We start from the raw sequence: 22,788 nt of genomic DNA, 5'->3' as shown, positions 1-22,788 counted from the left end.
TATGGCTAGAAGAATTATAAAAAAGAAGGCTGAGGACCCAGGCGCCATAGTATTATTGGCCGCGTCAAGCATTCTGCTAATTATTGCTTTGTACTCTATTTATTCTTTGAATGGCGGAATTGAAGAGAAGTCGAAGACTCTCGAAAAAGGAATAAAGGATGCGGAAACTTCTGAAGCAGAGTCTAATGTATTCAAAGCCAAGGCGATGGAAATATCAAAGCGAATCGGGTGGGAAGCCCGCCCAGTCACTCAGCCAACGGGAAAGGATGAAAAACCGGTATTAGAACTGCATCCGGAGAAGCTTCAAGGTTTAAGCAATACTGAAGATGTGGCTAGATTTTTAAGCGGGTGGACTACCAAGCTGGCGGACGTATACCAAAAAACACAATATGGACTCCGCGATAAACGCGAAGATGATGCCAAGCCAAAACTTAACCTTCAGGTTTTAATCACTGATCTGGAAGAAATAGCAAAATCAAATGACGAAAAAACAAAAGCACTCATATCGGCCAGGCAGACCTCCGAACAAGAAACGGTAAAAATAATCGGAACAAAAGAGGATCTTAACAGCGGGGAGTTGATTAAAATTATCGAGGAAAAAGATGCGGAAATAAATAAATTAAGAACCGATTTCTCGACCTTGGAAAAAAGAGTTAAAGATATTGTTGAGCAAGGCGAACGCGACATTCTTTATCTGCAAGAAGGTTTGAATCAGGTTAATGAAGAAGTTGTCAATGTCGCTAAAAAACAAGAAGAGACTATGGCTAAATTGCTTAAAGAGAAGCAAGAATATAATGACCGGCTTGATAAACTAAGAAAAAGGCTAGAGCTTGAACGCGAAGGCGTTGAGATAGACGGACAGATTACTTTCTCTGACGCCCCAAACGGATATGTTTACATAGACCTTGGTAAGAATGACGCTATTACTGAAAAAATGGATTTTGATGTTTTTATAATAGAAAAACACGGAGCACCCAGAAATAAAGGGAAAATTAAGATAATTAAAATTTATGATAAATTCAGCCAGGCATCGATTTTAGAAGGATCAATGGACTCCCACAACCCAATCGGCGCTGGAGATTACATAAACAGTTCTGTTTACAGCCGAAAAAAAGCAAAGATATTTGTTTTGTGCGGCAAGTCTACAGGCCGGTATTCATTCTCTGAATTAAAGAATAAAATAGAGGAATTTGGCGGAAAGGCTTCAGTAGAAATAACACCTGAAATTACATATGTCGTGGCGGGAGAAAACTACGATAAAGACGAAAACTACAAAAAAGCGGTTCATCTGGGCGCGGTGGTTCTCAGGGAAAAAGAACTTTATGCTTTAATGGGGTTGCCGTGGTATTAAAAAATCTATTCGGGACCGCTATTTCAAAATAGCGTAATCCAACGCATAAAAAACCTTCCGCTATACTGAGATTCTAAACATGGAAGAAAAACATATCTCACTGGGAGAACACCTTGATGAACTTAGAAAACGACTTATATATTCGGCTATTTTCTTCTCTGTTTGCCTAGCAGTTTGCTTCATATTCCAAAACAAAATAATGGAAATTATCTGCTGCCCCCATTTCAAAGCAACCAATTCTTTGCTTAAAGCTTTTGGCCCAGCTGAACGCTTTGTGGTTTATTTTAAAGCGGTAATGATTGCCAGCGCGCTGATGGCTACTCCTTTCGCGCTATATCAATTATGGAAATTTATTAGCGCCGGCCTTTACGAAAAAGAAAAAAAATATGTTTTATTTTACGCGCCTTTTTCCCTGGGCCTTTTTGTTGCTGGCGTTTTGTTCGGTTACTATTTATTTATCCCGCCCACATTAAAAATACTTTACTATTACGGCGACAATGCGGTCGTGGAATCACTAATAAATTTTAATGAGTATTTTAGTGTTTTTGTAATGCTTACACTCCTTCTAGGACTGGTTTTTGAACTCCCCCTTTTGATGCTTTTTTTAGTGCAAATAAAAATAATAAACCCAAAGACATACACCTCTCAAATAAAAGCAGCAATATTGATCGCCTTTATCCTGGCGGCAATAATCACCCCTACTGGAGACCCGATCACACAAACGTTAGTGGCCGTGCCATTATTGTTGCTATATGGACTGGGAATAGTAATATCGTTTATTTATAAGTACAAAACAAATCGTCTTGATAAAGAAAGAGCTAACTGATCTATGAAATTAGGAATAATGGGATTAACTTCCAGCGGGAAAACCACCTTATATTCGTTGCTTTCGGGCATCAAATACGAAGCCGCTTCTCTTTTGCAGCTAGAACAAAAATTAAAGGTTGCTACCGTAAAAGTTCCGGACAAGCGAATTGAAATGTTGTTGGATAAGGAAGGTCCCAGTGATAAACTAACCTACCCTACAATTGAAATTTACGATACTCCCAGTCTAAATATCCCAGCAGAAAAAGTTGATGGAAACGCACAGGCAATATCTATCTTAAGAGACGCGGATGGATTGATTTGCGTTGTTCGTACTAATTCGGAAAGCTCTCCAGAATCAGTTCTCGGAATAATAACTGACATAAAAAACGAATTACTAGTCGCTGATCTTAGTATTATAGAAAAAAGAGCCTCCAAGTTGCAGCAACAAATACTTCGTGGTGGTTCGATGGTAGAGCAGGATAAAAAAGAACTGGCCGCTCTAGGAAAAATGCAGACACAATTAGAATCAGGAAAAGACTTGCATATTCTTAAGGCGGATGCCGATATAAATCGAGCCATCAAAAACTATGGGATTCTTGCAATAAAGCCGTTAATTATCGTTCTCAATTTATCAGAATTTCAGTTGCAACCAGAAGTGCAGGATAAATTTAAGAAAATTATTGCTGCGCAATATTCTGATTATATTGCTTTATCGCTTAAATTAGAGTATGAATTAAGCCAGCCTGAGTTTAGCGAAGAAGAAAAAAAAAGCTTTATGGATGAATACAAGCTTCCTGGATTACACATCCATGATATATTGCCTCTATGCTATAAAAAATTAGGACTAATAACTTTTTTTACTGTTGGCAAAGATGAAATCCGGGGGTGGACCATAAAACAGGGGGATACCGCCTTAACAGCGGCCGGAGCAATACATACGGATATATCTAGGGGGTTTATATCGGCAGAAGTTATTCCTTTTCAACACTGGATTGAGGGTGGAAATTACAAGAATGCAAAAGAGCGTGGCAAATTAAAACTTGAGGGCAAGAACTATATAGTTCATGATGGAGATATTGTTCATTATAAATTTAATGTATAAACTATGAGTAAAGTTGTTTTAGCTTATTCAGGAGGAACAGATACTTCTATTTGCGTGCACTGGCTGCAGTCTAAAGGATTAAAGGTTATAACTTTTATGGCCCAGCTGGGACAGCTGGAATATCTAGAACCTCTGGGAGAAAAAGCCGTCCAGCTTGGCGCTGAAACGGCTTACATTGCTGATCTTAGGCATCGTTTTGTCCAAGAATTTATTCTGCCCTGCATAAAAGCCGGGGCTAAATACGAATCAGATTACCTCCTTTCTTCAGCCCTAACAAGGCCATTAATATCCCAAGAGCTGGTCCGAATTTCCAATGAAGAAAACTGTCGTTATGTCGCTCATGGATCCAGAGGATTCGGAAATGATTACATCAGGTTTAACAATTGCATAAAAGCTCTTGATCCTGAAATAGAGATAATTGCTCCCCTGAAAGAGCTTAATTTGCAAACAATAAATGACGACATAAAATATGCTCAGGAACGCAATATTCCCCTGGGAAGCCGCCGGCAATCCCTTTACAATCTGGAATGTAATCTTTGGGGATGCAACATACAGCTTGGTCAACCTGATGAATTATGGCAAACAGCTCCGCGCGACACCTATATCATGACCACTCCAATAGAAGAGTCTCCAGACAAAGCAATAACAATAGAAATTACTTTTAAAAAAGGTGAGCCCATAGCCCTCAACAATGCGGCAAAAGACTACTTGGAATTAATAGAAATCCTTAATAAAATAGGCGGCCGCCACGCTATCGGCAGAAGCGATATTGTAGAGAATAAAATATCAGGGGATAAATCAAGGGAAATTTACGAATCCCCGGCGGCATCTATATTATACAATGCATTCCATGCTATATCCTATCTTGTTTTACCGAAGGAACTTTTACACTTCCAGGCCACCCTGTCCCAAAAATACTCGCAACTTGTATATCACGGAGATTGGTTTTCTCCGTTAAGAGAGTCAATGGATGCTTTCTTCAACGCCTCTGCAAATAAAATAAACGGCAAAGTTACAATGAAGCTGTTTAAGGGAAACTGCATTATCTTGGAAATAGAAAAATAATTGGGCGCAATTCATGAAAAAATTAATCTCCTTTTTAGAAAAAAAAGGGCTGACTCTTTCAGTGGCCGAATCTTGCACCGGAGGATTAATATCTCACAAAATAACTCAGGTTCCGGGCGCTTCTAAAGTTTTTCACGAAGGAATCATTTGCTACAACAACGAATCCAAGATAAATCGTTTGAGAATTTCCCCAACCACGCTAAAAAAATACGGCGCGGTTAGCCTGCAAATCTGCCGCCTTATGGCTAAAAAAGTAGCTGGAAAATCCAAAATTGGATTGGCGACGACAGGCATAGCCGGCCCCTCCGGCGCAACAGATACGAAACCAATCGGGTTAGTATACGTGGGTGTTAAATTAACCGGCAAAGTAACCGTCAAAAAACTCATACTTAATGGCTCAAGAAAAAAAATAAAGCAGCAAGCTGCTGATATCGCTCTGAATATTTTATTTGACCTGGTAAAATGCAGGTACCAATAAATGAGAAAACTTGGGATTAAAAGTCGAGATTGGAAATTACGGTATGCTGAGAAAATGATGCCTTTTGAAATCCCGGGAATTTCACCAGTCATTAGTAAAATTCTATCCGGCCGCGGAATCCAGGACTTGAAACAAGCCCATATTTTCCTAAAACCAGAATTAAAAAATCTTGTCGAACCCAGCTCAATAAAAGGCATAAAAGAATCTGTAGAAAAAATAAAAGAGGCCATAGAAAATAAGAAGAAAATAGTCATATACGGTGATTATGATGTCGATGGAATCGCCGGCGTGGTTATTCTGGTAAGATTATTTGAGCTTTTGAAGTATCCGGTTAATTACTATATTCCACACAGAATAAACGAAGGCTATGGACTTAATAAAACGGCCATAAAAAAACTAAAAGAAGACGGGGCAAACCTGATTATAACGGTTGATTGCGGGATCTCATCTAAAAAAGAAGTTCAATACGCCAAGGATTTAGGAATTGACATAATAATTACAGACCATCATGAACCAAACGTTCACAACCAAGCTCTTCCCGAAGCCGTGTCTATCATTAATCCTAAATTGACCGATGAAAGTTTCATTAGAGATTTATGCGGAACAGGTGTAGCTTTTAAATTGGCCTGGGCGATACTGAATAATTTTTCTTTTATTGATAGATCAGGACCACTATTTCATAGATTTATAATTGATGCCATAACCCTCGCGGCCATTGGAACAATAGCTGATGTTGTTCCATTAATAGGCGAAAATCGCATATTAGTTTATTATGGATTGCAATCTCTAAAAGCATGTAAAATACCCGGACTAAAAGCATTGATGAATAAAACCCGCATTTCCGGCAAGGAAATCCAGCCCAAAGACATTGCTTATGGCTTAGCGCCCCGCCTTAATGCCGGCGGCCGTTTATCCACCGCCACTAAAGGCGTTGAATTGCTTCTTTCGGAATCAGATACAGTCGCAGAAGAAATAGCCAAATATTTAGACATGGCCAATCGCGAACGCCAGAAAATCGAAGTAAAAATACTAGAAGAAGTCCGCTTTAAAATACAAGAAGAATATGATTTATCTAAAAATCCAATATTAGTGGTTGCCTCTGATGCGTGGCACCCGGGTGTCATCGGCATTGTGGCTTCGCGTATAGCAGAAGAATTTTACCGACCAGCAATAATCATATCAACAACAAAAAATATCGGTAAAGGGTCCGGACGTTCAATCCCAGGTTTCCATCTCTATAACGCACTAAATAGCTGCAATCATCTTTTTGAATCTTTCGGCGGTCATGCGTTAGCGGCGGGGCTGGAAATAAAAACCGAACTGATACCTGAGCTGATTTCTCATTTATCAGCCCAAACCAATATAACCCCACTGCCTGTCGGATCAGCACCTATTTTAATCGATTCGGAAATAGAATTATCCAACATTAACAGAAAATTATCCCGGGAAATAGACATGCTCCAGCCTTTTGGAGAAGGCAATCCGGAGCCAGTACTGGCAACCCATAATGTTAATCTGGCAGGCCAGCCGCGGTTAATGGGCAGGAATGCGGATCATCTTGAGTTTTTTGTCAAGCAGAATAATAAAGCTTTTCGTGTTGTGGCGTTCGGGCAAGGACAACAAATTGACATAATCGAATCCTTAAAAGACGAGGGCTTTTCCATAGCGTACAATATTCGCTTCAATGATTTTAACGGCAAAGATGATGTGGAGCTTCACTTAAAGGATATAAAATATCCAAACTCAAAACAATAGGGCTTTATTCTCTATCATCTCCCGGGCTAATCGTATCGCGGCAATCATCGAGCCAGGGTCAGCGACATTTTTCCCCGAAATATCGAAAGCCGTCCCGTGAGCAACCGAAGTTCTGATTATAGGAAGCCCCAAAGTAATCTGAACCATCTTGAAAAATGATATGGTTTTGACCGGGATAATACCCTGGTCATGGTAAAGAGCCACCACCGCATCAAACTCGCCCTTTTGCGCCCTGTAAAAAAGGCTATCCGCGGGAAATGGGCCATAACACAGAATGCCAAGTTGCTTAGCAGCCTCAACTGCGGGACCAATAATTTCTTTCTCCTCTTTTCCGAATAAACCATCCTCGCCGGCATGAGGATTCAATCCGCATACAGCGATGCTTGGTTCAGGCAAATTAAAATATTGTTTCAGAGAATCATTGGTTATTTTTATCGTGTTTAAAATAGCGCCCGTATTAAGATGGAGCAAAAGCTTTTTATATGGTACGTGGGTGGTAACCAAGGATACCTTTAAATTATCAGAAACAAACATCATTACATATTTTCTAGAGTTTGTTTTTCGGGCTAATAATTCCGTGTGACCCTTAAAAGAAAATCCGTTTTTATTAATAGAGTTTTTACTGACTGGCCCCGTGACGATAGCGTCAATTATTCGAGGTTTTTTGGTATTTCCCTGATATGCTGCATCTATCGCGGAAATAATGTATCCCAGAGACATTTCACCGGTTGACTTACGAACGGGTATCGGGTTGAATAAAAATAAATTACTTTTATTGTTGTCTTTGTCAACCTGATCCAAAGCGCTAATTAAGCTGCAATCAAAAGCCGTCCCTAACTTTAGAGCGGTCTTTGCGAAGGTATCATCATCACCGAAAATTATAAATCTGGTAGAGTTTTTGATGTGCTTTATTTCTTCCGAGTTAAAGGCCTTAACTATGACTTCCGGCCCGACTCCAGAAGGGTCACCCATTGTTATGCCGATGGTTTTAACAGCCATGATTGAGGAATACTAGATAAACAAGAGGACTCAAAGCTACTTACTGATTGTATCAGCCGAGAGTAAAAATGTTTCGGTTGTTCCCAGTTTAATTTCATAAGATTTATCAACAATATCCGTAATGAATATCTTGCGGATCGCCCGGCCATTAACAAAGGTTCCATTAGAGCTTAAATCTTTCAGCTGAACAGAATGCGTATTATAAAAAGATATGCGCAGATGTTCGCGGGAAATATTCAGGGTGTAGTCTCTGGACTCGTCCTTTGGATAATTCTTAAAATCCTGGTAAGAAATCTCACAGTAAGGGGCTCGTCCGATATTAACTATTTGCCCGTAATTGACATAAAATGTTTCATCCTGAGCCAGGCCTTTAGTTCCCTTCAAGATAAGGCGCCCGACGATTTTAGGCATAAAATGCTATTCGATTATGTCAAAATTCGCATAAACATTCTGGACATCATCCTGATCTTCCAGGGCTTCCAACAAGCCCATAATCTTTTGTCCGGCATCTTTATTAAGGGAAATATAATTCTTGGGGATGAAAGTAATTTCTGCGCTCTGGGGAGTGAAGCCCTTTGCTATCAAAGATTTTTTTATATTCTCCATCTGGTCCGGCGAGCTGATAATTTCAAAGATATCACCGGCAAGAGAAGCGTCATCAGCGCCGACATCTAAAGCAACCCCGATAATCTCATCCTCGCTAGCTTTCGCCGCAGGAATAGTGATAAGCCCTTTTCTTTCAAACATCCAACTGACAGAATTTGCGCTGCCTAAAGAACCGCCCCGGGCATCAAATATTTTTCTTATTTCCGGCGTTGTCCGGTTACGATTATCGGTGAGCACCTCAACCATGATAGCCACGCCATTAGGACCGTAACCTTCAAAAATAGTGCTTTCCAAACGCACGCCTTCCAGTTCGCCGGCCCCCTTTTTAATGGCCCGATCAACATTTTCTGCGGGCATATTAACGGACCGGGCTTTCTCCATGGCATATTGCAATTTGATATTAGTATCCGGATCGCTCCCTCCATCACGCGCAGCCACCATCAAAAGGCGGGCCACCTTGGAAAACTCCTTACCTTTTTTGGCGTCAGCTGCGCCCTTTTTATGTTTTATTGTAGACCAATGCGAATGTCCTGACATAGTAAGAGAAAATACAATTTATCAGTGTAATGTCAAGAAAATAGATGAGGTGTTGCTGCGAAATTAATTCTGACCGGCCGGACCCGTCCCTTCAGGCGCCGGCGGCGCATCAGCCCTCAGCCTTAGTTTTATATCGCCGAAATCTCGCTCTTGTTCCATATCAATTTGCTGAAGCCTAACCAGTTCCAATGAAGCAATCAGGTTTTTAAGGGTATAAAAACGCTTTTGCTCCGGTTGATTTGCCAGCAAATCAAGAAATGACATCTCTCCCTTTTGCTTAAGCCGCTCAATTATCATTCCCATAAATTTCTCTATGGGAATGTCGTCATAAATTATCGAAGACGGCACATCCAGTATTATTTCCTGCGATATCCGGGAAAATGTTCGTGCCAGATTCCAAAGATCCAGCTCAACGACTGGCTTTTCTTCGGCTGATTCTTTTTCCGCGTCCGGCGTCAATTGGGCTAAATCAAAATAAGGCCGGCACGATGTTCTCGAGGCAATGGCCATGCATTCCCGCAACCTGGCCGACAAGTCCTTGAACTTCTTATACTCCAGCAAACGCCTGATCAGTTCAAATCGGGGGTCTGCTTCTTCCTCCTCCAGATCCTCTTCCGGTGGCGGCACCAGTAAACGCGCCTTAACTTCCATCAAAGTCGAAGCCATTACCAGAAACTCTCCGGCAATCTCGATATTAAGTTTCTCCATCAACGCCAGGTAATTAAGGTATTGCTCCGTCACCCGTGAGATAGGGATATCATAGATGTTAAGCTCGTCTTCCCTAATCAGGTAAAGAAGCAGGTCCATCGGGCCGTAAAAGTTTGAAAGGGTAATTTTGTGGTCAAGTATTTCCATGAATAGTAGTTAAGAACAAACCGATTAATAATCAAGCTAAAGAGATGTAAAATTTCTTGCTGTTAATCCGAGAATATCTATACTTAACGGCTAATCTATATGCAAAAACAAGTAATTGACGTAGAAAAGCTGACCAAGATATTTAAAAGCCCTTTCAACCGCTACGAAGTAAAGGCGGTTGATGCGCTAGATTTAAAGGTTTGCCAGGGGGAAATATTCGGCTTCCTTGGGCCTAACGGCTCGGGCAAAACTACCACCATGAAAATCCTGCTCGGCCTACTCAAGCCGACCAGCGGCGAAGTGCGTGTCCTTGACAAGCCGCCTTACGATATCGTGGTCAAAGACCGCATCGGCTTCCTGCCCGAAGAATCTTATCTTTACCGATTCCTGAACGCGGAAGAAACCCTACATTTCTTCGGCAGGATTTTCCGTATGCCCGGAAAGGAAAGAGACCGTAAGGTATCCGAACTCATAGAACTGGTCGGGCTCCAAGACGCCCGGAAAAGGCCGGTCCGGGAATATTCCAAAGGTATGGCCCGGCGCCTGGGATTCGCCACCGCGCTTATCAATAACCCCGACCTGATATTCCTAGATGAACCCACTTCCGGACTCGACCCCATTGTCTCCCGGTTGGTAAAGGATATTATCCTCGACCTGAAGAAACAAGGTAAAACTATCTTTATGTCCAGCCACTTGTTGGGCGACGTCCAGGACATCTGCGACCGGATTGCCATAATGCATCTGGGCCAGCTTCAGACAACCGGCAATGTAAAAGACCTCCTTTTGCCCGGCGAAACGCTGGAAACTGTTTTCCTTAAAACCATCTCCGCTAAAAGCGGCCCTGCTTCAGGCGTAAAACGCAGTAATTAATCATTAACTTATGGGCAAACTTTTCGCAATCGTATCTCTGGCATATAAAGAATCCATCCGCAAGAAAATATTCCTGGTCATCATCATATTTACTTTCCTGCTGGTCATACTTTCCTCATTCATGCCCGTGGTAAAATCAGTCGACCGGATACGGCTGATAGAAATATGGTCGCTTCAGGGCATAAGTTTTCTAGGCGTCCTAATGGCCATATTCTTGGCGGCTGTTTCTCTGCCGGACGACATAGAACTCAAAAGACTCCTCCTGATACTGCCAAAACCGATAAGCCGCGAAACATTGCTCCTCGGCAAACTGATGGGCTTTGCCTTAACCCTTGGAATATTCGTCCTGATAATGGGCATAGTCAGCCTGTTTTACCTGTATATTGTCGCCGGCCTCAGCGGCACCTTAAAAACCCTCCAGGTCAACCAACAAATCAAGCCGGCAGAAATGTATTTTCAGAACGTGGAACCAGACAAACCAAACGAATTAAACCAATCGGACAAAATCAGCGGCAGTTACCAGCCCAAAGAAGGCGTTTCGGTCAGAATAGAAGGCAATAAGAATAACTTTGTCGCCTGGCGTTTTCAGGACCTAAACAAGTCAGCCCCGCCCACCCAGGCCAGAATATGCCTCATGCTCGGCGAGGGATTGAAAATATCTTCCAGCGTTAATATCAGATTCCTGAACCCAACGACAAAAGAAGAATTTACCAAAGAGCTTCATCTTAATTATAAACAGGCCGAGGTCATAGAATTCCCCCACGACTTGATCGACCCAACCGGCGCGCTGAAAATATTCGTTAACCGCGTTAATCCCGAAAGCTACGTCACGGCCACGCCGGACAGCATACTCCTGATGTCCACTCCGGATAACTTCGCTTGGAACTATATCAAAGCAATGGCTTTAATCTGGCTCCAAATAATAATAGTTCTGGCATTCTGCATCGCCGGCTCGACGCTTCTTTCAGCCGGCATCAACGTATTCTTGAATATAGTCATTTATATGGTCGGAAGCGGCGTCCGCTTCTGGGAATCATCCCTGGAAATGATGAAAAAGGCCATGGAGCAGGTGATAAAAACCAGGGCGCAGGAGCTGGCCCAGGCCCTGCCTCAAGCCGCGCCGCAGGGCGATGCCATGCCCCTCTGGCTAATGCAGACATCTGATTTTATAGTCCGGTTTGTCCTGAAGATATTCCCGGATTTCAGCAGGTACGACGGCTCTGAATATCTCATAAACGGCCAGACCATCAGCCTGGGCCTTTTCCCCGGCCTGCTGGGATATCTCTTGATATTTGTCCTGGCCTCTTTTATTATCGGCGTCGTAGCCTTCAGGCTCAGGGACGTTAACTGATTATGAAAATACGTTACATTATAATTATCATAGTGGCCCTTTGCCTGTTGCAAATCCCCGTCCTGAAAAGCATAGAGGCAACTCCGGAACGCCAAGAAATCATCAAATCCAACCCCTTTAACAGCCTGCCGCCCACCGATTACCTGGGCACCTATATGGCCAATACCATGCTCGGCGGATTCAAGCCGCTTCTGGTCGATTATCTTTGGCTCAAAACCGAAAACCTCCAGAAGGACAAGCAATACGAAACCGTATTGACACTGCTAACCATAATTGCCAAACTCCAGCCTCATCTGACGGCCGTCTGGTCATACAACGCCTATCACATGATTTACAATATGTCCAATCAAGAAAAAACACCCGAAGGCAAATGGCTTACCGTCAAAAATGGCCTGGAGTACATCCATAAAGGCATGTCTTACAACCCTGAAAATTCCTCGCTTACCGGATATCTGGCTTTCTTTTATTATCACCGCATCCCGCAGGACCGGTTTCTTATGGACATGGTCGCCAAAGAAGAAGGCAAAAGCACCTATCTTATGGCCGCCAAATGGTATTACAAAACCATGGAACTGTATCAAGCCAAAGGCTCCACCGGATTTGCCTATGACTGCGAAATAATGTTCCTGGCCAGCCGCTATTTCTACGCCTTCGAACTGCTCGACCAACGGCGCTTTGACGAAGCCCTCAGTGAAATATCGTCATTCCGGCAATACATCGAAAAAGACCTTATTCCCCGGTCCGGACCGGATTACAGCCGCTGGACCACCGAACTCCAGGGCTACGACCAAATTATCAGCATAATCAAGGCTGAAAAAGCGCTGTTTGAATCCGACGGCGCCAACCCCGGCCCACTCCTGGATATGTACGGCAACCTCATCAACACCCACGTCGGACTGGAATTCATGCCCATCTATAAACATATTGACGCCATATTTTCGGCCTATCTCAAAAAGGTTTACGGCTTGATTGACCAGAGCCGGCCCAAAGACGCCCAACAGCTCTTCCTTATTCTGGCCGACCGCTTCAGAAAAAGTACTCCAAAACTTGACGACCACCCGTCCAGTTGGTATTTTCTGGCCTTTAATCAACGTATCGCGGAACTGGAAGATATACTTATCAGCGAGGCTAAGGGCGAACCTAAGGACAAAATAGCCGCCGCTTACGAACTATACATTAAGAAATACGGTAAAGTTTTCTTAACCGAGGAGGAAAAATCAAGGCTGGCCAAAATAACCCGGACCAAATAAAAACCAAATTTTCAGTATCAATATTATAGAAAGGAATGGTGGAGAATGAGTAGCCTACTTGGAGCAACGACTTTTGAGGTCGTGGCTATATGGGGTGTTCTGGGAATTTCTCTCATGGGTCTGGCCTATGCCTTGTTCCTGCGCGCCCAGATTCTGGGCAAGGACAAAGGCACCGACAAGATGCAAATGGTTTGGAACGCCATCCGTACCGGCGCTGATGCTTACCTGGGGCGCCAGCTTAAAACTATCCTGCCCTTAATCCTGATTCTCACCGTCGTCCTTTTCCTGTCAGTCTATATCGTTCCGCCCAGCGAAGAAGCGATTATCCGCTTCACCGGGCTTACAGTAGATACATTCAAGACGGCTACGCCCGAACAGCTTGACCACGTCAAGATTATTGTCGGTATCGGCCGGGCGCTGGCGTTCATTATGGGCGCCTTCTTCTCGCTTATGGTCGGCCAGTTCGGTATGAGAATGGCCGTCCAGGGCAACGTCCGCGTCGCCGCAGCGGCCCGGACCAGTTTCTCCGAAGCCCTTAAAATCGCCTATCGTTCCGGCACCATCACCGGTATGCTTACCGACGGCCTGGGCCTGTTCGGCGGCACCATCATATTTATGTATTTCGGCATGGCCGCGCCGGACGCGCTGCTCGGGTTCGGGTTCGGCGGCACGCTCCTGGCCCTGTTCATGAGGGTGGGCGGCGGCATCTACACCAAAGCGGCTGACGTCGGCGCCGACCTGGTCGGTAAAGTCGAAGCCGGCATCCCCGAAGACGACCCCCGCAACGCCGCGGTCATCGCCGACCTGGTAGGCGATAACGTCGGCGACTGCGCCGGTATGGCCGCCGATATCTTCGAATCATACGAAGTCACCATCGTTTCCGGCCTGATACTCGGCCTGGCCCTGGTCGGCATCACCCACGAAATTAAATGGATTATCTTCCCGCTCCTGGTCCGCGGCATCGGCGTGCTCTCGTCCATCATCGGCACCTATGTGGTCAAGGGCAAAAAAGGCGAGGAACGCGGCAATGCCATGTCCTCGATTAACAAAGGATTCTATACCTCGGCCGCCATCTGCCTTGTTTCCTTCGCATTCCTGGCCCATTACTATATGGACGAATGGCGCGCCTTCTTCTCGGTCGGCGTCGGCATCCTGCTGGCCATCGTCCTCGACGAGGTTACCAAATACTTCACCGACACCCATTACAAACCCGTCAAGGATATCGCCGACGCCTCCAAAACCGGCTCGGCCACCCTGCTGTTACGCGGACTGGCTGTCGGCTTTGAAGCCACCGTCTGGCAGATTATCGTCATCGCCATAACCATCCTGGCCGCCGTCCTTATCTACTGGGGACAACCGGTGGTTTATGTCCTTTACGGCGTGGCTATGACCGGCATCGGCATGCTCACGCTCACCGGCAATAACGTGGCCATGGACTCCTTCGGCCCCATTGCCGACAACGCCAACGGCATCGGCGAAATGGCTAAGCTGGAACCCAAGGCGCGCCAGATTATGGCTGACCTGGACGCCGTCGGCAACACCACCAAGGCCATCACCAAGGGCGTGGCCATCGGCTCGGCCGTCATCGCCGCCGTATCGCTGTTCGGGTCGTTCCTGACCGACGTTGATAAGGTCCAGGCCATGATGAACGTCCCTGAAAACCTGCGGTTATTCTTCACCGGCATCCGCGTCTCGGTTCCGACGGTCTTTATCGGAATGCTACTGGGCGGCGCCATACCCTGGCTGTTCTCGTCGCTGACTATTAACTCCGTAGCCCGCGCGGCCGGCCTGATTGTCAACGAAGTCCGGCGCCAGTTTAAAATCCCCGGCCTGATGGAAGGCAAAGTAGAACCCGATTACAAACAGGCCGTAGGCATCTGCACCGCGGCGGCCCAGAAAGAACTTATCAGCCTGGCGCTGATTGCCGTGCTGTCGCCCCTGGTCGTCGGCATGCTCCTGGGCGTGGAAGCCCTGGGCGGATTCCTGGCCGGCGTAATCCTTTCCGGACAGCTCCTGGCCGTATTTATGTCCACCACCGGCGGTGCCTGGGACAACGCCAAGAAAACCATTGAAGACGGCCTGCACGGCGGCAAAGGCTCCGAAGCCCACAAAGCGGCTGTAGTCGGCGATACCGTCGGCGACCCGTTAAAAGACACAGCCGGCCCGGCCATGAACCCGATGATTAAGGTCATCAACCTGGTTTCTCTTATCGCCGCACCGATACTGATACAATATCCCAACAGCCCGGCAGTCATCGGCATCGGCATAGCTTTCGCCATAGTGGTAATCGGCTCGGTGCTTTACTCCAAGAAAGGCGGATTCACCGCGCAAAAGGAAACCGGCGAAGCCAAGTTCTAAGGTAAATTAGTGGCAGTAGGAACAAAGTGACGTACTGCCACGTTATCCCGACTATTCCGTCGGGGATAAATGGATAAAATAAGGGCGACCGGATTAAAGTGGTCGCCCTTATTATTTTAGTGCCAGTTTGACTAAAAGAAGTTATCCCTAGACCCTGAGGGGTCTTGGGACAAGAACCCGTATGGGCTGGCACTTATCCCGCTTTAGCGGGGTTAGTGTCACTTCAAACCAAGTGCGTTAGCGACACTTATCCCTGAGCGATAGCGAATGGGATAACTTACTGAAGGAGAAACTATGCTATACACCCGTTCATTCACCGCGCCGGCACTGATGCGCCGAATCTCGACCAACCTACTCTACGAATATTTTACCTCGCGCAAGGTGCTCCAGGACTTCAACTGGAACTCCTTCCAGCGCTCGCCCGACCAGCTTATGGACGAACTCACCGCCGAATTCCAGAAAATACCCATTGCCAAACAGGACGAAATCGAAGAAGAACTGCGCGACGTCCACAACCTGTCCGGGTTTGCCGCACAGGAAACCCTGCAGTCAGTGGCAAAGCAGTTCAAAATCCTCTGGGACGACGAGATGCCGCCCGAAGACCGGGCCATCCGGGTGCTGATGGAAAACCCCGAAGCATTCCGGACCGCCTGCAACTGGGCTGAACTGGAAAGCTACGAAAGTTTCCAGGACTACGTCGGGCCCAAAGCCAAGGACGCCAGTGACTGGTCCGACATCAAAGCCAACTTCACCGAAGCCTGGAAACTGCTCCTGCACAATCAGGCCAAGGGCTACGGCCGGGTCTATATCGAACACTACCAGTCCGACGATCGCCAGGCCTACCTGGTCTATTATGAAGCGCCAAAAAAGTTCGTTACCCGGTTCGACGACAAGACCGACAAGCCGGCCGAGAAACCCGAAAAACCGGTGCTGGAATCGCTGATGATATACTATCCCAAACTGGGCAAGCTCAAGATTAAGGCCAGGCACGAAGACATCGCCGAGCAGGCCCGCGACGCCTACTCCCGGCTGGCACTGGGCCAGGAAGACTTCCTCAACGCCGGCAAAGAACGCGTCTACGACCTGAACCAGTTCAAGAAAAAGCTCGAACCCCAGGATTTCCCCACCGACCCCAAGGACGAAATAGTCTCCGTGCAGGTGGTTTCATTGCGCTTCCGGCTGGACGGCCTGACCAACGACACCATCGAGGTCAACTCCGTCAAAAGCATCAAGGCCCGGCTCAAGACGCACAATCTCAACCTGACCGACGCGCTCATCAAAAAGGTCCGGCTCCAGGTCAAAATGGCCAGCACCGGGGCCGGCTCAACCAAGACCTTCAGCCTGACTATGCCCAATAAGAATACATTAGGCGACTCCCTCAAAGACCGCCTACTCGAAAAATATCTGGTCAAATGGGGAATAGCAAACCGTTAAACTGATAAAAGAACTCATAGTAACCAGTTTGTCGTAAATGAAGTGGTTCTGCTTGTGGTGATGGTCTCGAAAGCATTCGGGGCCAGAATCCATATGTAGGTGCTACACACATCAGGGATGACAAAAATTGGCACTTTTTACCCAGAATATGGGCTTTTTTGAGGGCGAAGTGACAAAAATTGTCATCACACCAGTGGACAAAAACAGTTTTTTAACTTTCCTTGGTGCGGAGTAACACTCTTACAGGCGCGGACCAAGTCTTTTACGGGCGCGGATTAAGGCTCTTACGGACGCGGACTAAGTCTTTTACGTACGCGGATTAACACTTTTACGGGTGCGGACTAAGGCTTTCACGTATGCGGACCAATACTTTTACGGGTGCGGATTAATACTCTTACGTACGCGGACTAAGTCTTTTACGGATGCGGATTAAAAGTCTTACTGTACGGGAATAACAGATTTGACATCCCGGACATCTAAAGACCCCGGGGGGGATATACCCCTAGGGGGGTCCTCCCCGGAGGGGGTGGGGGGTACCCCGTATTACGCCTCGTACTGGTATTGCTTGCGTTCGGCCTCGGTCAGGCAAATACTGATTTTTAGGATGAGGTTCATAACTATTTTCCCTTACCATTATTCTTGTCGTACCATTCTTGCCATTGGGTTTTAGTCCAGCTGGCTTTCTGGCCGGTTAGCTTGCATAGGGCCTTGTTGGCGGCCTCCCTGCCGCCTTCGCCCTCTTTGCCTATCTGGTTTATCAGGACGGGGATGTCTTCCGGTTTGCCGCAGTTGGCCAGTTCTTCCATCAGCGCCGGTTCAAAACAACAGTCGTGGTAGTCTGATTCGGCAATGAGCTTTAATATTTCATCTCGTGCTTTTAGTTGGCCCAGAACATGGACCAAATAGGATAAGTCGTGCTTGTATTCCTCATTCCGGATTTTGGCCATTATTTTATCCTTCAGGCGTCTTATGTATTCCCAGCTTCCTTTGCCGGGACCCTTAAAGGCTTGACGCACCGCAAAAATCGGGAATAACGGATCCAATGACTCCTTACATTCCCTCAGGATGTAAGGGAAAAAGGCATCGGGCGTGGCCATCTTGATTTTAGACCATTCCGGTTTCCAATAGTTGGTCATGGGGTGATAGGGCACGGTTTCCATATCCAATTCTAATAAAGCGTAGCCGGGCGAATAACATACGTTTTTCCGGTCGGCACTGATAAAACCGTCCGGCGTAAAGTATAACTTTTTGGACGAACCGTCTTTGAAAGTGAACTTTAAAACGGTTTGGTATCTGGTTTTTCTGGTCGTAGTGACCGGGCTGAAATATTCCAGCGACCTCAGGAATTCCGGTGCATCACTTAATTTTGAGGGGACGAAATAGGCTGGGGGTTTGACGCCTTCGCCGATATCCACGAAGCGCTTTTCCTTCAGGAGCGGGCTGTATATTTCACCCTGAATACGGGCAATATCGGAGACATTGGCGCCCAAGGCCGCGATAAAGCCCTTTTCCACAGGGGGCGCGTCCAGGAATGTTATCTCGGGCCAGGTTATAAATGATCGTTGGTTGTTTCCTCGCTATTAGTTTCGAGGGTATTATCAATAATAATAACGCCGTAGACACCAATACCGAGCAGAACCAGTCCGGTCAGGCAGATACTCAGCTTTAAGAATATATTCATAATTGTTCTTTCCCAGTGCCACTAATTTGTTATACTCGAAGTGTCACTAATCAGGAAGAGGTTCATAGCTATTTCCCTATACTGTATCTAGTCCAACTGTTGGTGGCCGGGTCATAGGACCAAACGTCGTTTCTCAGGCTCTGGTCGGCTCCGGCAATCATAACCGCCGCCCGGCCGGTCCAGCCCATGCTGTGCCCGTGCCGTTTGGGCAATACTTCGCCGTCTATCCCGTTGATTTTATTAACCCAAGCGTTGCTGTCCGGATTATACCACCACAAGTCGCCGAGCACGCCGGTATTATAGCCTCCGAATAAAATAATCCGGCTGCCGTCCCAGGTAAGAGAGTAACATCGGCGTCGGGCCGGAACCCCGGCCTGGCCGTCGGCAACCTTCTGGACCCATTTATTGCTGTCCGGGTTATAATGCCACAGGTCGTTGAGGTCGGTGTCGGTGTAACCACCAAACATTATGATTCGGTCGCCGATCCAAGCCATGTCGTGCAGCCGCCGGGGTGGAGGCGAGCCGGGCTGGTCTTTGGCAACCTTTTGCGTCCATTTATTGCTATCCGGGTCGTAACTCCAGAGGTCGTTGACGTTCCGCTCGGTCGAGTCCCAGCCGGCAAACATAATAGCCTGTCCATAGGCCCAGACCATGGAATGGTCGAATCGTCCGGTGGGCGAACCGGTTTGGTCTTGGGTAAGTTTCTGGGTCCAGGTATTAGTTTCCGGGTCGTACCACCACAAGTCATTCTTGTAAGCAGTACCATCCCAGCCGCCGAACATGATGACCCGCTGTCCGTCCCAGACCATGGTATGGTTTTTCCGGGCGCTGGGCGAGCCGGTTGATGACTGGGCTATTTTTCTCACCCAGGTATCTGACTTGGGGTAATACCACCACAGGTCGTTGTAGAAGTTCCTGAGCCCGTCCGCCGGGTTGGGGTCGCCCCCGAAGAGGATGAACTTTTCGCCGTCCCAAACCGCGGATTGGAATATCCTGGCCGGCGGCGCGTTCGGCACTGAAGGTTGATTACTTTTCGGTTGTGCTTGAAACAGATGGCTGTCGTCAACCGGCACGTAACAGCCAGCCAATAAAAAGGCGGTCAGAACGATGCTGATGCGCAGAAACATAAGCGCAGAATAGCATAGAAATAAAAGATGTCAAGTGAAATTCCGGTGTGTCTAAAGAGTTTAGAGAGTTTAATTAATCCAACTCTAAAAACTCCATAAACCCCAAACCCTTAAAACAATTCCGGATGTTCCGCTCGCACAGTTTATCCTTGCAGGATGCTATGCTGTCCCGCCTTTGGGCGGGGTTTCGGGGAGTGCGTAGCCTCCAGTGCAAATATTACTACAATTGTCATTTGCACTGGATAAGTGCCAGTCCCTAAAGGGAGGCAGTAGCTCTACGTCATTTCACTCCTACTGGCACTAATTCTTGACGATAGACAGAGTTTAGATACATTACCCTCATGCCGGAAGATATTATAGAATCCAAATACCAGAAGCTCCTGGAAATCCTGCGCTCTTATGATGGCGTGGTGGTCGCCTTTTCGGGCGGGGTGGACAGCACTTTCCTGGCCTATGCCGCCCAACAGGCGCTGGGCGACCGGGCCATGGCCGTGACGGCCGTTTCGGAAACCTATACCAAGAGCGAGCGTGACGAGGCCGTGACACTGGCCAAACAATTCGGCATCAGGCACATCGTCATCCGGACCGATGAACTGCACCAACCGGAGTTCTCGGCCAATCCGCCGGACCGTTGCTACTGGTGCAAGAGCGAATTATTCAAGAAGCTAAAAGCCATAGCCGATAAAGAGAACATCCGCTATGTGGCGGATGGTTCGACGGTAAGCGACGGAGCCGATTATCGGCCCGGGCGCCGGGCCGCTTGCGAACTGGATGTCAAGTCGCCGATTGCCCAAGCAGGGCTGACGAAGGAGGAGGTGAGACAGCTTTCCCAGAAACTGGGTATCCCGACATGGGATAAACCTGCTTATGCCTGCCTGGCTTCGCGGATTCCTTATGGCGAGGCCATAACCGAATCCAAACTCAGGCGGGTGGAAAAGGCGGAAGACTTCATCAGGTCGCTCGGCTTTAAGGAATTGCGGGTGCGCTCGCACGGCAGCATGGCCCGCATCGAGGTGGCGCCCGAACAAATCGGGCTGGCTATAGGACTCAAAGACAAGATTATCGCCGAACTATCTGCGCTCGGATATAACTACGTTACATTAGATTTAGAGGGGTATAGGAGTGGAAGTATGAACAAGGATATAGAAACAGGTCTGAGCGCAACGACCCTGGAAAGAACTACCGAATCCTGCGATTGCCCGGCGTGCTCCGAACAGCACCTGGACAGGAAATCCGACAAGGGCGTCCGTTACGAGCAATGCTCCAATTGCGGCGGGGTCTGGTTCGGCATCAACGAACTGAGCAAGGCTCTGGGCAGTAAGATAGATTTCGAACTACCGGCCGGCGCGCCGTCAAGCATGACAGGCAAAACGACGCTGATTTGCCCGACCTGCGCCACCAACCTGATAAAGATAAAGTCGCTGGAATCGCCTCACATCGAAGCCTTCGCCTGCACCGTCTGCCAAGGCCGCTGGGTAGACAGCAAGGAAATCGCCCGGCTCAAGCAACGCGGGCTGTTTAACAAGATAAAGAACTTCCTGATGAGCCTGTTCTAAAACATATACAAGCCTTTAATGGCTTTTGCAAACCGCCTTAGGCGGAATTGAACCCCCGAGCCCAACTCGGGGGTTCAAGCATTTTAGGGGGAAAATAACCACGAAGGCACTTAGATCCCGCGTGACAAAGTTCATCAAGAATTATCGATCTTCTCTGTGTTCTCTGAGTCTCTGTGGCAAAATTATTCCCTTTTCCGTTATCCAGCCGGTAATCAGCTTGGCCGGAGTGACGTCAAAGGCGGGGTTATAAGCCTTGATGCCGGCCGGAGCGATGGGCCGTCCGCTCATATGGGTAACCTCTTCGGGGCGTCGAAACTCGATAGGAATCTGCCGGCCGCTCTTGAGCTTGAAGTCGAAGGTCGACATAGGCGCGGCCACGTAAAACGGTACGCGGTGATACCGGGCCAGCACAGCCAGCTGGTAGGTTCCGATTTTGTTGGCCGTATCACCATTGGCGGCAATCCGGTCTGCTCCAACAATAACTAAATCCACATTGCCGGACGACATCAGGCTGCCGGCCATATCGTCACAGAGCAGGGTCACGTCTATATGTTTCTGCTTCAGCTCCCAGGTAGTCAATCTGGCGCCCTGAAGGAGCGGGCGGGTCTCATCGGCGTATACTTTGAATCGTTTACCCAATTTCTTGGCCCGATAAAGAACGGATAGCGCCGTGCCGGCCCCGGCCGTGGCCAGGAATCCGGTATTGCAGTGGGTCAGCACGGACATATTATTCTTTATCAACCGGACGCCGTTACGGCCGATGGCGTCGCAGGTGGCCAGGTCTTCACGGAATATGCGCATAGCCTCGGCAAAAATGGCGGCCTTGAGCCAATCTAGAGGTCTATTCCTATTAAACAAAACCAGACGGTTAATCCGGTCCACGGCCCACTTAAGGTTGACCGCGGTCGGCCGGCTGGACACAAGTTGTTTAGTTAAAGAGTTATAGAGCTGATAGAATTGCCGGAATGAATTCGCCTTGATACTGCGCGCGGCGATGAAGGCGCCGAATCCGGCCGTTACTCCGATGGCCGGCGCGCCGCGCACCTGCAGAGTCTTGATGGCTTTAATTATCTGGAGAAGTGTCCGGCATTTGACATAGGTCAGTTTAGCGGGCAGTTTGGTCTGGTCTATGATTTTTAGATAACCCTTGGTCTGACTGCCGACCCATTGGAGGGAGAACATATATAATGCCTTAAACGCAGTATCGCCCGCCCCTCGCGGGCTGGCAGGAAACGCTAACGTCTACTTGGTTTTCTTCTTGGCCGCCGGCTTGGCCGCCTTTTTGGCGATGATGCCAGTCTTGCGGAAGATGGCCGTTAAAGCCTCGCTCGGCTTGGCGCCGTGCTTCATCCAATGTTCCAAGCGTTCCTTATTGATGACGATTTTCTTGTCCTCGTCCTTGGCTGTGGGCGTATAATGACCCAATCGTTCCAGGTAAACACCATCGCGCCGGGTCCGGCCGTCGAACACGGCAATCCGGAAAAACGGCGTATTCTTGCGTCCCGCCCTTGTGAGTCTGATTCTTACTGCCATTTTAATCTCCTTTTAGAACCAGTTAGTTACAGACCGATATAATCGGGATGTAACTTTACTGGGTCTTATCCCG

Annotated in this window: 21 protein-coding genes; 12 read left to right on the top strand and 9 right to left on the bottom strand. The window is 47.4% G+C overall.

Annotated elements, in window-relative coordinates:
- Position 1 precedes the first annotated feature (1 nt).
- The 6 genes from WC980_05010 (at position 2) to recJ (ending at position 6,558) form a co-directional block, all read left to right on the top strand.
- The gene (locus WC980_05010) at positions 2–1,351 is read left to right on the top strand and encodes a BRCT domain-containing protein (GenBank protein ID MFA5794411.1); all 1,350 of its coding nucleotides are present in this window, start codon (positions 2–4) and stop codon (positions 1,349–1,351) included.
- Between the two features lie 79 nt (positions 1,352–1,430).
- A complete protein-coding gene (gene tatC / locus WC980_05005; GenBank protein ID MFA5794410.1) occupies positions 1,431–2,177 on the top strand; it encodes a twin-arginine translocase subunit TatC in 747 nt (248 codons plus the stop codon).
- A gap of 3 nt (positions 2,178–2,180) precedes the next feature.
- The gene (locus WC980_05000) at positions 2,181–3,260 is read left to right on the top strand and encodes a DUF933 domain-containing protein (protein MFA5794409.1); all 1,080 of its coding nucleotides are present in this window, start codon (positions 2,181–2,183) and stop codon (positions 3,258–3,260) included.
- A gap of 3 nt (positions 3,261–3,263) precedes the next feature.
- Entirely contained in the window at positions 3,264–4,325 is a 1,062-nt protein-coding gene (locus tag WC980_04995) for an argininosuccinate synthase (protein MFA5794408.1), read from the top strand.
- Between the two features lie 13 nt (positions 4,326–4,338).
- Positions 4,339–4,803 carry a CinA family protein gene (locus WC980_04990; protein MFA5794407.1) on the top strand — a complete coding sequence of 155 codons (465 nt, stop codon included), beginning with the start codon at positions 4,339–4,341 and terminating at the stop codon, positions 4,801–4,803.
- Complete coding sequence (recJ, locus tag WC980_04985; protein ID MFA5794406.1) at positions 4,804–6,558, top strand: single-stranded-DNA-specific exonuclease RecJ; 1,755 nt, start codon at positions 4,804–4,806, stop codon at positions 6,556–6,558. It abuts the gene before it with no gap.
- Here recJ and pdxA read toward each other — a convergent pair.
- From pdxA to WC980_04965, 4 genes are all read right to left on the bottom strand, one after another.
- The gene (pdxA, locus tag WC980_04980) at positions 6,547–7,557 is read right to left on the bottom strand and encodes a 4-hydroxythreonine-4-phosphate dehydrogenase PdxA (GenBank protein ID MFA5794405.1); all 1,011 of its coding nucleotides are present in this window, start codon (positions 7,555–7,557) and stop codon (positions 6,547–6,549) included. The two genes, recJ and pdxA, sit on opposite strands and share 12 nt — an antisense overlap.
- 36 nt (positions 7,558–7,593) lie before the next feature.
- Entirely contained in the window at positions 7,594–7,968 is a 375-nt protein-coding gene (locus WC980_04975) for an FHA domain-containing protein (GenBank protein MFA5794404.1), read from the bottom strand.
- 6 nt (positions 7,969–7,974) lie between these two features.
- Positions 7,975–8,700 carry a YebC/PmpR family DNA-binding transcriptional regulator gene (locus WC980_04970; protein MFA5794403.1) on the bottom strand — a complete coding sequence of 242 codons (726 nt, stop codon included), beginning with the start codon at positions 8,698–8,700 and terminating at the stop codon, positions 7,975–7,977.
- Between the two features lie 63 nt (positions 8,701–8,763).
- Positions 8,764–9,555 (bottom strand): segregation/condensation protein A, encoded by a 792-nt coding sequence (locus WC980_04965; protein ID MFA5794402.1) that lies wholly within the window; start codon positions 9,553–9,555, stop codon positions 8,764–8,766.
- 99 nt (positions 9,556–9,654) lie between these two features.
- Between WC980_04965 and WC980_04960 the strand changes: the two genes are divergently transcribed.
- The 5 genes from WC980_04960 (at position 9,655) to WC980_04940 (ending at position 16,818) form a co-directional block, all read left to right on the top strand.
- Complete coding sequence (locus WC980_04960) at positions 9,655–10,425, top strand: ABC transporter ATP-binding protein (protein ID MFA5794401.1); 771 nt, start codon at positions 9,655–9,657, stop codon at positions 10,423–10,425.
- Positions 10,426–10,435: 10 nt separating this feature from the next.
- A complete protein-coding gene (locus WC980_04955) occupies positions 10,436–11,776 on the top strand; it encodes an ABC transporter permease (protein ID MFA5794400.1) in 1,341 nt (446 codons plus the stop codon).
- A gap of 2 nt (positions 11,777–11,778) precedes the next feature.
- Positions 11,779–13,026 carry a hypothetical protein gene (locus tag WC980_04950; protein ID MFA5794399.1) on the top strand — a complete coding sequence of 416 codons (1,248 nt, stop codon included), beginning with the start codon at positions 11,779–11,781 and terminating at the stop codon, positions 13,024–13,026.
- A 45-nt stretch (positions 13,027–13,071) separates the two neighbouring features.
- Complete coding sequence (locus tag WC980_04945; protein ID MFA5794398.1) at positions 13,072–15,384, top strand: sodium-translocating pyrophosphatase; 2,313 nt, start codon at positions 13,072–13,074, stop codon at positions 15,382–15,384.
- Between the two features lie 294 nt (positions 15,385–15,678).
- Complete coding sequence (locus tag WC980_04940; GenBank protein MFA5794397.1) at positions 15,679–16,818, top strand: hypothetical protein; 1,140 nt, start codon at positions 15,679–15,681, stop codon at positions 16,816–16,818.
- Positions 16,819–17,435: 617 nt separating this feature from the next.
- On the opposite strand, the gene WC980_04935 is transcribed toward WC980_04940, so the two are convergent.
- The 3 genes from WC980_04935 to WC980_04925 form a co-directional block, all read right to left on the bottom strand.
- Entirely contained in the window at positions 17,436–18,332 is an 897-nt protein-coding gene (locus tag WC980_04935; GenBank protein MFA5794396.1) for a hypothetical protein, read from the bottom strand.
- Between the two features lie 35 nt (positions 18,333–18,367).
- Complete coding sequence (locus tag WC980_04930; protein MFA5794395.1) at positions 18,368–18,499, bottom strand: hypothetical protein; 132 nt, start codon at positions 18,497–18,499, stop codon at positions 18,368–18,370.
- Between the two features lie 68 nt (positions 18,500–18,567).
- Complete coding sequence (locus WC980_04925) at positions 18,568–19,626, bottom strand: kelch repeat-containing protein (protein MFA5794394.1); 1,059 nt, start codon at positions 19,624–19,626, stop codon at positions 18,568–18,570.
- A 341-nt stretch (positions 19,627–19,967) separates the two neighbouring features.
- On the opposite strand from WC980_04925, the gene larE reads away from it, so the two are divergent.
- Positions 19,968–21,182 carry an ATP-dependent sacrificial sulfur transferase LarE gene (gene larE, locus WC980_04920; protein ID MFA5794393.1) on the top strand — a complete coding sequence of 405 codons (1,215 nt, stop codon included), beginning with the start codon at positions 19,968–19,970 and terminating at the stop codon, positions 21,180–21,182.
- A gap of 141 nt (positions 21,183–21,323) precedes the next feature.
- Here the strand turns inward: larE and mtnA are convergent, their stop codons facing one another.
- Together mtnA and rpsP are read right to left on the bottom strand one after the other, a co-directional pair.
- Positions 21,324–22,364 carry an S-methyl-5-thioribose-1-phosphate isomerase gene (gene mtnA, locus WC980_04915; protein MFA5794392.1) on the bottom strand — a complete coding sequence of 347 codons (1,041 nt, stop codon included), beginning with the start codon at positions 22,362–22,364 and terminating at the stop codon, positions 21,324–21,326.
- A 60-nt stretch (positions 22,365–22,424) separates the two neighbouring features.
- Complete coding sequence (gene rpsP, locus WC980_04910; GenBank protein ID MFA5794391.1) at positions 22,425–22,715, bottom strand: 30S ribosomal protein S16; 291 nt, start codon at positions 22,713–22,715, stop codon at positions 22,425–22,427.
- Positions 22,716–22,788 lie beyond the last annotated feature (73 nt).

Source organism: Candidatus Brocadiia bacterium (assembly GCA_041658285.1).
GTDB lineage: Bacteria > Planctomycetota > MHYJ01 > JACQXL01 > JACQXL01 > JBBAAP01.
This window is presented reverse-complemented; position numbering and strand designations above follow the sequence as displayed.